At 45.4% G+C, this 14958-nt stretch carries 7 protein-coding genes; all 7 read left to right on the forward strand.

All coding sequences use genetic code 11. The annotated features are described in order from the left end of the window. Nucleotides 1–31: 31 nt before the first annotated feature. The 7 genes from KXJ80_RS12015 (at nucleotide 32) to KXJ80_RS12045 (ending at nucleotide 14768) form a co-directional block, all read left to right on the forward strand. Nucleotides 32–1648 (forward strand): DUF2130 domain-containing protein, encoded by a 1617-nt coding sequence (locus tag KXJ80_RS12015; protein ID WP_256931107.1) that lies wholly within the window; start codon nucleotides 32–34, stop codon nucleotides 1646–1648. A gap of 93 nt (nucleotides 1649–1741) precedes the next feature. Beyond that, entirely contained in the window at nucleotides 1742–3697 is a 1956-nt protein-coding gene (locus KXJ80_RS12020) for a site-specific DNA-methyltransferase (RefSeq protein ID WP_218738588.1), read from the forward strand. A gap of 12 nt (nucleotides 3698–3709) precedes the next feature. Further along, complete coding sequence (locus KXJ80_RS12025; RefSeq protein ID WP_218738587.1) at nucleotides 3710–6814, forward strand: type III restriction-modification system endonuclease; 3105 nt, start codon at nucleotides 3710–3712, stop codon at nucleotides 6812–6814. Nucleotides 6815–7097: 283 nt separating this feature from the next. After that, the gene (locus KXJ80_RS12030) at nucleotides 7098–12101 is read left to right on the forward strand and encodes an AAA domain-containing protein (protein WP_218738586.1); all 5004 of its coding nucleotides are present in this window, start codon (nucleotides 7098–7100) and stop codon (nucleotides 12099–12101) included. A 1-nt stretch (nucleotide 12102) separates the two neighbouring features. Further along, on the forward strand, nucleotides 12103–13539 hold the full coding sequence (locus tag KXJ80_RS12035) for a hypothetical protein (protein WP_218738585.1): 1437 nt from the start codon (nucleotides 12103–12105) through the stop codon (nucleotides 13537–13539). Between the two features lie 159 nt (nucleotides 13540–13698). Next, nucleotides 13699–14400, forward strand: a complete 702-nt coding sequence (locus tag KXJ80_RS12040) for a GIY-YIG nuclease family protein (RefSeq protein ID WP_218738584.1) — start codon at nucleotides 13699–13701, stop codon at nucleotides 14398–14400. Nucleotides 14401–14609: 209 nt separating this feature from the next. Further along, a complete protein-coding gene (locus tag KXJ80_RS12045) occupies nucleotides 14610–14768 on the forward strand; it encodes a hypothetical protein (protein WP_218738583.1) in 159 nt (52 codons plus the stop codon). The last annotated feature ends 190 nt before the right edge of the window (nucleotides 14769–14958 follow it).

Consider the following 14958-nt stretch of genomic DNA (forward strand, 5'->3'; position numbering starts at 1 on the left):
TCACACGGACAATGTGCAAGAGGAAAAATTCATGCATGAAATTATCTGCCCACACTGCAAGAAGGCATTCAAGATCGACGAGGCCGGCTATGCAGACATCCTAAAGCAAGTGCGTGATAGCGATTTTGAACAGCAGTTGCATGAGCGCTTAGAGTTGGCCGAGCAGGATAAGCTTAAAGCCGTTGCCCTGGCAGAGGCCAAGATTACTGGCGAATTGCAAAAAGCAGCTACGGTAAAGGATTCCGAAATCCAGAAGCTAAAGGCCGACCTTGAAGCCGGTGCGGTTGCCCAGAAACTGGCTGTCAGCGAGGCGTTGGGAGCAGTCGAAAAGGAGCGTGATGCGCTGGCAAGTGCCTTGGAGAAGATTAAGCAAGAAAAGGATTCAGCCGCTCAACTGGCGGAGGCTAAACTCCTGAACGAGCTGCAAAAAGCGGCCGCAACCAAAGACGCTGAACTTCAGGAGCTCAAGAGTAAGCTTGATGCTAGCGAGGTCGCTAAGCAACTCGCCGTCAGCGAGGCTCTGAGTGCTGTTGAAAGGGATCGTGATGCACTGGCGAGCATGTTGGAGAAGCTTAAGCACGAGCAGGAGGCCGCCGCTCAGCTGGCCGAAGCAAAGCGCCTGAGCGACTTGCAGCATGCTGTTGCCATCAAAGATGCCGAAATCCAGAGTCTGCAAGCCAAGCTCGATGCAAGTGATGTCGCGCAGCAGCTTGCTCTCACTCAAGCGCTCAGTGTGGTCGAAAAGGAGCGCGACGAACTGAAAACCGGGCTTGAGCGAAGTGCGCTTGAAAAGCAGCTCGCCGAAACGGCACTTAAAGATAAATACGAGACCCAGCTTAAGGATCGCGACGATGCCATCGAGCGTTTGAAGGATCTAAAAGCGAAGCTATCGACCAAAATGGTGGGCGAAACCCTTGAGCAGCACTGCGAGATTGAGTTTAACCGTCTCAGAGCCACGGCATTTCCGTTGGCTTACTTCGAGAAAGACAATGATGCGCGCACTGGCAGCAAGGGCGACTATATCTTCCGCGACCTGGATGAAGCCGGCACGGAAATTGTCTCGATCATGTTCGAGATGAAAAACGAGAACGATGAAACAGCGACCAAAAAGAAGAATGAAGACTTCCTCAAGGAGCTGGACAAAGACCGTAACGAAAAAGGCTGTGAATATGCGGTGTTGGTATCGCTGCTGGAGCCCGACAATGAGCTCTACAACACTGGCATAGTGGATGTGTCGCACCGTTACCCCAAGATGTATGTGGTTCGACCGCAGTTTTTTATCCCGATCATCACCTTGCTGCGTAACGCAGCGATGAAATCGCTTCAATATAAATCGGAGCTGGCCCTGGTGAAGGCGCAGAACATTGACATTACCAATTTCGAAAGCCAGCTTGACGACTTTAAATCTGCGTTCGGGCGTAACTGGCGTCTTGCGTCAGAGGGCTTTGTAGAGGCGATCAAGCGTATCGATGAAGCCATCAAGGATTTGGAAAAAACCAAAGAAGCGCTGCATAAATCGGCCAACAACCTGCGGCTTGCCAATGACAAGGCTGAAGACCTCACAGTGAAGAAGCTGACGCGGGGCAACCCAACCATGGCGGCAAAGTTTGCCGAACTCAAACATGATACTGCGTCTGAGGCGCAATAGGTCAGTATTTTTTAGCTGTTGCAAAGAGTAGTTGTGGCAAAGAGCAGAGGCTCTGCACTGCCCAAGTAGCAGAAAGAATTAATGGAACCAATAATGGAAAAACTGAAAATGCATAGCCCCAACCTGGTGGCACAGAATATCGAGCAATTGGCGGCCTTGTTTCCAAGCTGCGTAACCGAATCACGCGGCAAAGATGGCAAACTCAAACAGGCCATCGATTTTGATCTGCTTAAACAGGAGCTTTCCTCCCATATCGTCGAGGGGCCACAAGAGCGTTACGAGCTCAACTGGCCCGGTAAGCGCGAAGCGCTGCTGACGGCCAATGCGCCGATTGCCAAAACGTTGCGCCCATGCCGTGATGAGAGTGTGGATTTCGATACAACCAAGAACCTGTTTATCGAAGGCGATAATCTGGATGCGCTGAAGCTGCTGCAAGAAACCTATCTGGGTAAGGTTAAGATGATCTATATCGACCCGCCATATAACACGGGTAATGATTTTATTTATAACGATGATTTTGCCGAAGATGTGGATTCTTATGTGGAGAGATCCAATCAAAAAGACGAAACCGGGAATCGATTAGTTGCTAATACTGAATCAAATGGACGCTTTCATTCAGATTGGCTGAGTATGATTTATTCGAGGCTGAAGCTGGCAGCAAACATGTTGCGCGATGATGGAATTATATTCATTAGCATAGATGATAACGAACTATCTAATCTTATATCTTTGTGTGATGAGGTTTTTGGAGATGCAAATAGAGTGGGCATTCTTAGCATTGTAAGCAACCTCAAAGGGCGAAGTGACGATAAATATTACGCGACAGCACATAACAATCTCATCGTCTATAAAAAATCAAACTTCATTAGTTATGGAGTACCTTTACCAGCAGAATATGTAAAAGATTACAAAGAAACTGACAGCCAAGGACGGAAATATAGGCTGCAAGGACTAAGAAAAAGGGGAAATAGCGCTCGACGTGTTGACCGGCCCAATATGTTTTACCCATTCTTTGTTAACCCGGCGACACTAGAAGTTTCTGTAGAAAAAACAGAAGGCTTTTCAGAGGAAGTATTTCCATATCTTTCAGATGGTGAAGAAGGCCGATGGAGGTGGGGGATTGAAACGTCAAAAGAACGTATAAGTGAGTTAACCTGCAGAAAAGTTGGGGCAGAAGATAGGTATGACATTTTTCAAGTCGATTATGCTGAGGGGGTCGATGGTGAAAAACGAATTAAGCCAAAGTCTATCTGGATGGGAAGTGAGTTTGCTAATGAAGCTGGGACTCTTGAATTAAAGAGTTTGTTTAACGAGAGGGTATTTGACACCCCTAAGCCGACAGGTCTCGTAAAGTATTGTCTAGAGCACTCCGTAGAACGTGATGACATTGTATTAGACTTCTTTGCTGGTTCAGGGACGTCTGCACACGCTGTGATGGACTTTAATTACGAAAAAGGTCAAAGCATAAAATGGATTTTAGTACAACTTCCAGAACAACTTAATGAAAAATCTGAAATATTTAATGCAGGATTTTCTCATATAGCTGATATCGCAAAAGAGCGTATTAAGCGCGCAGGACAGAAAATTCTAGAAAAAAGTAATGGCAAATGCATTATTGATGTTGGATTCAGAGCCCTTAAAGTTGATAGTTCAAATATGTCTGATGTTTATTACACTCCTGATGCGATTACGCAAACCGATCTGTTTGCTCAAGTCGAAAATGTTAAAGACGATCGCACAGAAGAAGATCTGCTGTTTCAGGTGATGTTGGACTGGGGAGTCGATCTTACCTTGCCCATTCGTCGTGAAACCCTTGCCGGTAGGACAGTATTTTTTGTCGATGCCGATGCGAAAAATTGTCACGGCGCTCTGGTCGCCTGTTTTGATAAAACTGGCGCGGTGGATGAGACCTTTATCAAAGCGTTGGCTGCGTTTTCACCACTTAGACTGGTATTCCGCGATGCAGGCTTTGCTTCCGATGCAGCTAAAATCAATGTGGAGCAGTTGCTTAAGCAGTTAAGCCCTACCACCGATGTTAAGACTATCTAACGGGGTGAGGGGATGAAACTGAAGTTTAAACACCAGGCCTATCAGGCAAACTCGGTCCAGGCTGTCGTTGATTGCTTTAAAGGGCAGCGGCATGATGACGCGGCGCGCCGGTACAGAATCGATCCTGGCTCGGACCCCAAAGGGCAAATTGGTTCCACGGTTGTGGTTGATGAAGGCTTTAAAAATGCGGACTTGCAATTAAGTGGCGAGCAGCTTTTGGCCAATATTCAGGCGGTGCAGGCCCGGCAGTATTTGCCGCAATCCACTAAACTGGTGGCGAGTAAAGCAAGCCCGCTGAACCTGGATATCGAAATGGAAACCGGCACGGGTAAAACTTACTGCTATGTGAAAACCATTTTCGAGCTCAATAAGCAGTTTGGCTGGAGCAAGTTTATTATCGTTGTGCCCAGCATTGCGATCCGCGAGGGCGTGTATAAGTCGCTGCAGATTACCGCTGAGCATTTCCTTGAGGATTACCACAAAAAGGCCCGCTTTTTTATTTACAACTCCAAGCAATTGCATGAGCTTGAGACTTTCTCTTCTGATGGTGGCATCAACGTGATGGTTATCAACGTGCAAGCCTTCAATGCCCGGGGTGCCGATGCTCGCAGGATTTATGGTCAGGAGCGCACGCTTGCCGATGGCACCAAGGTGCTTGAAGGGCTTGACAGTTTTCGGTCGCGAAAGCCCATCGATATCATTAAGGCCAATCGCCCGATTATGATCCTCGATGAGCCGCAGAAGATGGAAGGGGCTAAAACGCTCGATTCTTTTGCTGAGTTTAACCCGCTGTTTATGCTGCGCTATTCCGCGACTCACAAGACCGAGCATAACAAAATTTTTCGACTCGACGCGCTGGATGCCTACAACCAAAAGCTGGTAAAGAAAATCGCTGTGCGTGGGATTACAACCAAAGGGCTTGCCGGTACCAATGCCTACCTCTATTTGGAACAGATAGAGGTTTCAGCGAAAAAAGCACCAGTCGCACGCCTCGAGTTTGAAGTTCGCCTCGCCAGTGGTGGGATAAAACGTGAGATCCGCAAGGTCAACAAGGGTTATAACTTGTTTGAGCAGTCCAACGGACTTGAACAGTACCAGGGATTTGTCGTCTCTGACATTAACGCCAATACCGATACCATCAGTTTTACCAATGGTGTCGAGCTCACTGCCGGTGATGCCTGTGGTGATGTCAGTGAGTCGGCGCTGCGCCGGATGCAGATCCGTGAGGCGGTTAAAGCACACTTTGAAAAAGAGCGTCAGTTGTTTGGACAAGGCATCAAGGTGTTGAGCCTGTTCTTTATCGATGAAGTGGCCAAGTATCGTGACTATTCAGCGGCGGATGAGAAGGGTGAATACGCCCGGATGTTCGAAGAAGAGTACCTGCAAGAGCGAGATAATCACCTTGGGTTATTTGACGGCGAATATCAGGCCTATCTGAAAGAAATCGCGGTTGAGAAAACCCATAATGGCTATTTCTCTATCGACAAAAAGTCAAAACGCCTGGTTGACCCAGTTGTCGGCAAAAAGGCGACAGAAACAGACGATGTTTATGCCTATGATCTGATCCTCAAAGACAAAGAGAAGCTGCTGAGCTTTGCTGAACCAACTCGTTTTATCTTCTCTCACTCGGCACTGCGTGAAGGCTGGGATAACCCCAACGTGTTTGTAATTTGCACGCTCAAGCACAGTGACAATACGATTTCTCGGCGTCAGGAAGTAGGGCGTGGTTTACGTTTGGCCGTGAACCAGTTTGGTGACCGCATGGATGATCCTCTGCGAGTCCATGATATTAACCGCTTAACTGTGGTGGCGAGCGAGAGTTATAAGGACTTCGTTGCAGCCTTGCAAAAAGACATCAGTGAATCGCTCTCTGCCAGGCCGCAAAAAGCGGATGCTAAGTATTTTACGGGGTTGGTGCTGCATACAGAGCAAGGCGATATCAAGATCACTGATGAGATGGCCCGGAAAATTGAACGTTATCTCGTTAAGCATGATTACACCGATGAGCAGGACAGGATTACCGATACCTATTTGAAAGCAAAAGAAGCTGGCACTCTGGCCCCTTGGCCTGAGGAGCTGCAGCCTTATGCTAGCCAGCTTGTGGACATCCTTGATGCTGTGTATAGCGATAAGCGTTTGCCTGATGTGGCTGATGACCGCAAAGGTAAGATCAATCCACTTAACAGTAATTTCGATAAAAAAGAGTTTCAGGAGCTCTGGTCTCGGATAAACCACAAAGCCATTTATCAGGTTGAATTCGACTCGAATGAATTGGTTAATAAAGCGAGTCGTGCGCTGGATGCCAAGCTGCGGGTGGAAAAATTGCACTTCAACATTGTTCGCGGTGAACAGGTTGACGGGGCGACCGCCGAGCAACTGAAAGCAGGGCAGGGCTTTATGGTTTCAGAGACTGAGCGTGAGGAGTACCATCACTCGGTCCACTCGTCAGTGAAATATGATCTGCTGGGTAAGATAAGTGAGCTGACTAAACTCAAACGCAGTACGGTAGCCGCGATTCTTCAGCAGATTGAACCCTCGGTGTTTGCCCAATTCAAACACAATCCGGAAGATTTTATCAGTAAGGCGGCTGTGCTCATCAATGAGCAGAAAGCGACTATGGTTGTCGAGCATTTGACCTATGACCTGCTGGAAGAAAGGTTTGATACCTCAATCTTTACCGCTGGCCAGGTTAAGCAAGACTTCACTAATGCAGGTAACCCGCTGAAAAAACATATTTATGATTATCTGGTGACGGACTCTGAGGTTGAGCGGAAGTTTGTGTTTGGTGATACCAAATCAGATGAGCAAGGTGGATTGGAGCTGGCAAAAGAGGTCAGTGTTTACGCCAAGTTACCCAAAGGGTTCTTCATTCCAACCCCCGTTGGTAACTATAACCCGGATTGGGCCATCGCATTCGAAGAGGGCGCTGTGAAACATGTCTACTTCGTTGCGGAAACGAAAGGGTCTATGGCATCGCTCCAGTTGAAAGGAATGGAAGAAGCAAAGATTGAATGTGCTCAGCGTTTTTTCAACAAGCTCAATGCTGAGATTGCCTCAAAGAATGTGACTTACAACGTGGTGAACAATTTCAAAAGCTTGATGGACTTGGTGCGCTGAAAAGATTAGGTGCGACGTCATCTGTCGCATCCTTCTGGAAGGTGAGAGCGACTCGGGTTGATTGTGGTGCAACCCGTCCAACCCGAGTAACGCTCACCTGCAGGCCTCCAGGACGAAACCCATGCCAATGCACATCATGTTTTCCTGTAGAGGTGCCAATCTGTCTGTTTGCATGCGACAGGTGTCATTCAGAAGAGACGTTGCTTTATTTTTTTAGTCGCGGGGCCCTCATTCGCAGCGGCCGGGCTCTTTGCGATTTGGTTAATACTAAAAGGAATTTACGTTGGAAGTAGAAATTTGGGACGGCGGTCTTCAAGAACACGAAGTTGAAGCCATTGAAAAAATTAGAAACGTCTTTTCGGGCAATGATGCTCAGGCGGCAAAGGAACGTGCCGGGGGTTCACTTGGCGATCAACTGCAAAACCTTGGATTTGGAAAGGACCAGCGCAAAGGAAATGGCAGCAATGGAATGTTCCCTTGGAAGGGATACGCAGGATTTCGTTTTGTTGAGGCGAAAAAAGAAGGTGAATTCGATTTAGTTATTGTCACTCACTGCAATGTTATCATCGTTGAGTTGAAAAACTGGAATCATCTGCCGGTGACGCAACGAGGTGATAATTGGTACAAAGGTGAGCAAAATATGGGACGCTCGCCGGTCAGTGTGACGCGTAACAAAAAGTTCATGCTCGACAAAAAGTTGAAGCGCCTTGCTAACCAATTTACAAACAAAGGTTATCCTCCTTTTGTGCATTTTTTCGTTGTGATGACTGGGAATGCCGATTTTAGTCAGTTGCCAGCGGATCAGCTCCTTCATACTGTCTCATTGAACGATTTTCTTAAATTTGCTGATCGAAATGTTTTTAATAACCAATTCAGGCCACACCCTAACGCACAGAATTTGAACAAAGATTTTCCTATCTTTGATACGTTATTCTTAGGTGTTCAAACTGCACCCAAAGCGCTCAGAGTCGATGGCTATGAAGCCAAAGAAAAAATTTTCGATCATCCGAAAAATGTTTATCGGGAGTACCTTGCTAAGTCTGAGATATCATCTGGCTCAGATGTATTACTGCGTGTCTGGAACTTTAAAAATGTCCCTGGAAGTAAAGGATACACGCCTGAAGGAAGAGTTGAGATTGTTTCACGGGAACGTGAAGTATTGCACTATATCAATCACCAAAACCGGGACCTTTACAACCACTGCTTGCGGTCGCTGACAAGCGTCCAAAAAGATGCGGTTACCGCGGAATACTGTGAAGTATACGAACTTCCACCTGGCCATGTCCGCTTTAACGAATTCATCGGAAAATATGGTAATGCATTTTCTGACTTGGACCGCTTAAACATCACTAAGCTTTTGATTGCCAAGTTTGGTGATCTGCATGAGATGAAAATCGCTCACAGAGATATTGCGGATCATAGTCTGTGGCTCTCTCCTTCAAAAGAAGTCGCGCTTTCAAACTTTATTTCAGCGTACCACCAACCTATCGGCACCGTTGGCGATTATCGTAAAAGTCTTTCTGTTGGTGCTGTTGAAGCACTAGACATGCTTGCCCAGACCGATTTGACGCCCTTTCAGCAGGATGTGCATACCTTGGGGCTTGTTGCATGGCACTTGCTAAGTGCAAAGCGCATGTCTCCCAAGAGCTTAGAAACAATTCACGAGGATATGCTAAACAGTGATAGATGGTACTCTGAAGTCTTGCTGGATGCTGTTGCTGCAAGATATACGTCTGCGACAGAGTTATTTGATGCTTTGAAGCAAGCAGAACCAGAAAGCGACGCTTTTCCAACGTTTGATGACGCAGAGCTTGACCCCTTTCGACATCCCATCAACCACTCGCGTCAGTATCGCGAAGATGATGATTTTTTAGTTGAAACCGGCGAAAAGGAAGTCTATGTATCGGACGGAAGACTTGTAAAGGCATGGTTGAATGTTGGTGGGCTGGGAGAACAGCCGACAACAAACTTCCTGGTTCTGAAGTTTCTTAAGCTTTTGGACAAGTTATCCTCAGTAAAACCGACGTATCTGCCGCAAATCCGTGAGTATGGTATTGCGTCTAAGTCCTCGAGTCTGTACCTGGTCACAGATCAAATTCAAGGAGAAACTTGGGATAAAGCGCAAATTGCTGATGATGAAAAAATTGAGATAATTAGTAAGTTTGTTGCGGCCGTAGAGCATTTACACGGTCTTGGAATATCTCATGGCGATATCCATCCAGGTAATGTGATGCTTGAGACTGAAAGCCGCTCTCTTTACCTGGTCGATATTCCAGATTTTTCACTGTCAGGCGAGGATAAGAAAAATCACCTCTACAGCCCCGAATGTATTGATGGATGCACATCTTTTGAGCGTGATAATTTTGCCGTAATGAAGATGTCTTGTGAGTTGTTAGGGCTGCCGTGGGGGCACGAGTCTGAAACTTACCCAGCCTTGGCGACGGCAATAAGGGCTGAATTGGAGGACTTTCAATTTGGTTTCAGGGGATTGGGTCGCTTTAAGAAGGCGATATCCAGTGGCATCTGTTCTTCAGAGCAATCAATAATAGAGATTACAGTAAGCCTTGCCGATGAAGCTATTACTCTCTTACCTGATAATGGACACCTTTACGTCAAAGTTGAGCCAAGTAAGAAGAATCTAAATGAAGTCAAAGTAACCTTTTCTGGGATTGGTGGTAGTTTTTCCGCATTTTACTGTAAAAAGCAGAGAGTACTGCAAGTTGGGTTAAAGCCATGGCCACGTACATCGATTCGAAAGCAGGATATAGATGAAAGTCAGTTTGAAATTGATACGGGAATAAGGATTATTCCCGGTCGGCCGCAAGATATGTCTGCTTTAACTAAGCTACTTAATGATCAAGAGTCGTTTGCTCGTGCGATTGAACTGGCTACTGCACCGGAAGATAAGTTAGAACCTGAAGACGAGCAAGAACAACAAGACGACCTTACTACTCAGCTAAAGGAAGCTTTCGCAAGGCTAGACGAACAAGCTTTGGAACCTTCTTCGGCAAAAAGGCTACAAATTTCGACAACGAAACTCTGGCGATCAATTTTGGATACTGAGACAGAATCTTATCCCAATATTGAAGTCAGCGGTGAAATTGTTCCTGTTGCAGAAGCCAAAGGCGAATTGTTGCTCCCTTATTCAACGGATATAGACCCTCTTGGTGGATTCAGCAGTAGCGATGAAGTCGAAGCATTAGTGGTTGATCAAGATGGGACAGAGCGATTCATTGGCGAAGTGTCACTTAAGAAATCTGCGCTAAAGGAGATCCGTCTGGTCAAAACCCGTCAAGCAGCCTACACGTTGACTGACTCAGATATTGTGTTTTTTCGTACCAAGCAGGATCGCGCATCGTACCAGAAGCGCAAACGAGCTTTGGAGCGACTACTCGATCGTGAAGGAGTAATGCCTGACTTAATCGATCTTTTCGATCCCTCTTGTGAAACTACTGCTCAAAATTATGGTATCACCTTAAGCGATTCAGATTTCTCCAGGTATGACCGAGAGGACCAATACGGAAATAGGATTAGTTTGAATGAGCAGCAACGGGACGCTTTTGCGAAGTTGGTCAATAATGGCCCACTCTCTTTATTACAGGGACCACCAGGGACTGGTAAAACAGAATTTATTGCCGCTTTTGTGCACTATTTGGTAGAAAAGCAGAACACCCAAAGAATTTTGCTTGTTAGCCAGTCACATGAAGCCGTGAATACTGCGGCAGAGCGGATCAGAAAGCATTGTGCTCGCCTGAATACACCTTTGGAAGTTGTTAGATTTAGTAACCGCGAAGGCGCTGTATCGCCAGGCCTGAAAGACGTTTACTCAAATGCGATTACAACGGAGAAGCGTGAACTGTTCAATGCTGAAAGTAAGTACCGAGTTGAAGCCTTGAGCGATGCGATTGGTCTGGAATCAGAGTTTATCTCGAGTGTTGTGTTAGCAGAGCTTAAGCTTTTTAAGCAAATTGACCATCTCGAGTCATTGCTATACCAAGTCAATGACTTGGTTGATGAGACGGACAGAAGAAAGTTGAAGGATGTTGCAATAGAACTCGACTCTTCTATCCGCTCCAAACTGAGTTCAGCGTATGGCATTAGCTTAGATTCTGAAGCTAAGGTCTCTGATGCCAAAGACTTACTGATTTCCAAGCTGTGTACCGATTATGGGGTAAGGCCTGATGAGGCTCGTCGTGTCAAAGCGATAGCAAAAATATCAAGGGATATGCAGGATGCCTTGTCGGGAGAGCGAGTTAACATTGATGAGTTTTATGCACGCTCCAGACAGCTGGTGGTTGGCACATGTGTTGGTATTGGGCAGGGGCACATTGGTATACAGGACAACATTTATGACTGGGTTATCATTGATGAAGCTGCGCGTTCAATTGCGAGTGAATTAGCCATTGCGATGCAGTCTGCTAGACGCATTCTATTGGTGGGAGATCACCTGCAGCTTCCTCCGTTATATTCCGATGCGCATAAAGCTGCGTTGGCAAGGAAATTAGGGATAAACAATTCGCGAACAGATATTGATGAAGTATTACAAAGTGATTTTGCTCGTGCGTTTAACTCTGTTTATGGTAGGCAGGCCAGCGCAGCGTTGCTGACGCAGTACCGTATGGCCCCACCAATTGGTGATTTGGTATCCAAGACCTTTTACGACGGAAAACTGCGAAATGGGGAGCGAGTTGTACCAGATGTCTATAAGAATGCGCCACAAGCCATTCGCAGTGTCGTGACCTGGCTTGACACATCTAGCTTGGGGCAGAGGTCGCATCATTCAGAAGACCGTGGGATGAGTATCTACAACCGCTGCGAAGCTGATCAAATTATTAATGTGCTCAAACAGGTATCAGAGAATACTGAGCTCGTCGCTGAACTCTTAAAGCTAATACATAAAGATGAAGCAGCAATCGGTGTAATTTGCATGTATGCCGAACAAAAAAGGCTAATTCGTCAGAAATTCAATCAAGAAATTTGGAGTGATGGCTTTAAGGATCTTGTCAAAATTGACACAGTTGATAGCTACCAAGGAAAGGAAAACAGAATAATTGTCTTGTCATTGACACGGTCTGATAAGCGACATTCTCCAGGCTTCCTGCGAGCACCAAATCGAATTAACGTTGCCATGTCTCGAGCCATGGACCGTTTGTTAATTGTTGGTAATGCGGACCTTTGGAAGGGTGTTAACAAGGAACTTCCGTTAGGTTCCGTTATCCGCTATATGAATGAGGGTGGTCAGCAAGCTGGGTACAAGTTTATTGCAGCTAAGCAGGGAGGTAACTGAAATGAGTCCGGAAAATGCTTTTACTTATCATGAGGTTGATTTTTTACTGCCAGCTCAAAGGTTTAATATTCAGTTCTCATATATTTCGCAAAAAGGGTTGCCTTTTATAAGAGAGTTTGTGCTGAGGCTTATACATGTTGCTCCAATGAGTAAGTCACATGTAGCAAACTATTTTGGACTAAGTCGGCTTGAGACTGAAGAAGCTGTTTCTGATCTTGTTCAGCGTGGAGAGTTGGAACTGTCGTCGGATGGCAGGCTTTCTTTAACTGAAAAATCAAGAGGTTACTTTTCTGATGTCGGTGAGATCCCATTGCTTTCTACCATACAGGATAGTGGCGCCTCGTTATCATTTGATCTAGCGACGTTCAGCTGCTTTAGTAATCAGAATATTCAGGACAAGTGGAAAGCAGGTATATTTCTGAAAATTGACGATAGTACGGTATCTCAAAGCGAAAAGCTGGTGGAAAAGCACTTTCAGCATCAGTTTAACCAGATCCTTGATAAGGACTATCTACCTAACCTATTGACGCTGGCGGGCAATCAACGCCCTTCTGTATACACTGTCAACTCGGTCAATAAGCTGCGCCAGCTACCGTTGCGTTTGAAATCTAAATTTCAGATGGACAACGATGGCAAAGCTGTCGAACGTGAAGACTTTGAAGAGCTAAATAGCTCTGAGTATGTTCATGAGCTGGTGACTATAGAGTTATCTCGTTTATCAAGACCTGATAACATGATGAGCCTTTTTAAGGCAATGGTCACACTCGGTGATGAAGACACCTTGAAGGTATTTGATAGCAAGACAAACCTTGTCAATCCTAACTTTGTTGAGGATTTGAAGATGTTGGAGGAGCATACCAAATCAGCAAGAGTAACCTTGCTAGGTCCTATTTATTCGACAAGCAATTGGGATATGCTCCTGAAGGCACTGGCACCAGTGCTTGCAAAGCGGATCAAGACAAAAGTAGATACTGGCGGTACTCGATTTCGTTGGATTGCGCCTTCAGATCCATACTGGGCAAAGAGTGAGAGTTTCACTTCTTGCTTAAGTGATTTTGGCAACAAGTCGAGTACAAAACACAAAAGCCTTTATAAGCCGACCCTGTATTTACCAATATCTGATGAGGGGAATTACCGTGCAGCTAGGCAATGGGAGACAGAACTCGGCCAGTTTAATGGTGAGATTAAAGGGCTTGTTGAAGGCTTCTTGGATGGCAATGTCGAGATCCTTCACCTTGAAGATGAATTGGTAGCGGTTATTTATCATTTCACTCAACCAAAGTCTTTACCTGTAACCTTGCCTTTGGGATTTATCTCAACTGATTCCGCTACCGTTGCCAAAATTGGAAAACTAATAGCTGAATATATTAGTGGAAGCGCTTCGTTTGATAAGCCAAATGACTGTGGTCTAATTTCATTGATAGCAAAGAAAAGGTAACAGCACTTAATTATGATGACCTGGCGCTTTGGATGTCGCACTGGGTCATGAGAGTGTTCTGTCTATAGAGAATATAGTTGTACATTGCATCCAATCTTGCGTTTGCAGTTTCTAGATATTCGAACTGGCCAATTGACTTACAGTTTATGGGGATACTTTATGAACCACTATTGGAGATTAGCCGCTAACTCTGAATCAGAAGCAGACACTATGATTCTTGAAGGCTGTCTGTTGTCGCCAGCGGAACTTTATTCAAAACTGCGTCCACGGCACTGTGTGGTGTTAGCACAGTGGAACGAAGTTGAAACGGTCGGACATGTCGTTGCTTTAGGCGTAGTGCTATCTGTTAATGTTCAAGACGGCAGTGCCAAAGTCTCTTGGGCTCGAGCTGACATCACCCTTAAACCGAATCCAAGCGGCAGGCAGTTTTGGCGAAACAAACCATTTTTTAAATTCGCTGACGATGTATGCGTGCGCTATATGCTTGCAGATTTATTCGCCGAACACTTCCCCGAACTGGATGACATGGAGTTTAGTAAAACCCTTGGCCTTAAATCGGCGGGTAATAGTGGTCAGTATCTCGATATACCCGGTTACGTGTACTTGATTGAATCGGAATACGGTTACAAAATAGGTAAGACGGTCAATATAAAATCTCGTACTCGTCTATTCGAAGTGAAGTTGCCGTTTCCGATTAAGCTTATCAATTACAGCTGGTTTGATAGTTACTCCAAAGCGGAACGGGATTTACACGTCCGATTTGCGAATAAAAGACGGGAAGGTGAGTGGTTCGATTTAGACCAAGCTGACTTGGATTATATTAAAAGCCAGGGCGCTCAGATACCGGTGGCTGGCTTGTGAAGGATTATAAACAATTTTTAAAACCTTGAGACCGCATCCAGAAGTCATCATTGATATAAATGTACAAAGTGACTATCGGTGAGAGACAGTGATTTAAACTGTGCTGATAAACGATATATTTAAAATTATGCAATTATTACAAAAAGTTAATTTTTCGATTTTTCATCTTATATGGGCTGTTCTGCTTGCTGCAGGTTTGGGAGGTATTAATGATTACCAAGCGTCGCAAAGTCAAATCCACAGTATTCTCTGATTTTGTGCGCAACGCATCATCCAGGGAGAAAAGAAAGTTTTTTGCAAAAGTTATCGAAGAGGCGATTCAAAAACAAAAAGAGGTGATAGCCAAAGCGAATGAAATCGATGGTTAGGTATATGTGTTTACTGCAATGTGGTTGCAGATGTATTGCTGAGTAATGCATATACAGCAAAGGTGAAAACGCCGTAATTTATAGTGCAAATATTTATTAAAAATATGATCTTAGTGAGTAGAAAAGGTTGAGTCTTATCGTGTAGCATGTGTCACATTCAAGCTTGCGTAAGGATTACCATGCCTGTTCC

Origin of the sequence: Shewanella xiamenensis, from assembly GCF_024971755.1 — a bacterium.
In the GTDB taxonomy this organism is placed as follows: Bacteria; Pseudomonadota; Gammaproteobacteria; order Enterobacterales; family Shewanellaceae; genus Shewanella; species Shewanella xiamenensis.

What these genes read in the sequence shown, in the direction of transcription:
- KXJ80_RS12015 (WP_256931107.1), top strand. Translation starts at nt 32, where the DNA reads ATGCATGAAATTATCTGCCCACACTGCAAGAAGGCATTCAAGATCGAC.
- KXJ80_RS12020 (WP_218738588.1), top strand. Translation starts at nt 1,742, where the DNA reads ATGGAAAAACTGAAAATGCATAGCCCCAACCTGGTGGCACAGAATATC.
- KXJ80_RS12025 (WP_218738587.1), top strand. Translation starts at nt 3,710, where the DNA reads ATGAAACTGAAGTTTAAACACCAGGCCTATCAGGCAAACTCGGTCCAG.
- KXJ80_RS12035 (WP_218738585.1), top strand. Translation starts at nt 12,103, where the DNA reads ATGAGTCCGGAAAATGCTTTTACTTATCATGAGGTTGATTTTTTACTG.
- KXJ80_RS12040 (WP_218738584.1), top strand. Translation starts at nt 13,699, where the DNA reads ATGAACCACTATTGGAGATTAGCCGCTAACTCTGAATCAGAAGCAGAC.
- KXJ80_RS12045 (WP_218738583.1), top strand. Translation starts at nt 14,610, where the DNA reads ATGATTACCAAGCGTCGCAAAGTCAAATCCACAGTATTCTCTGATTTT.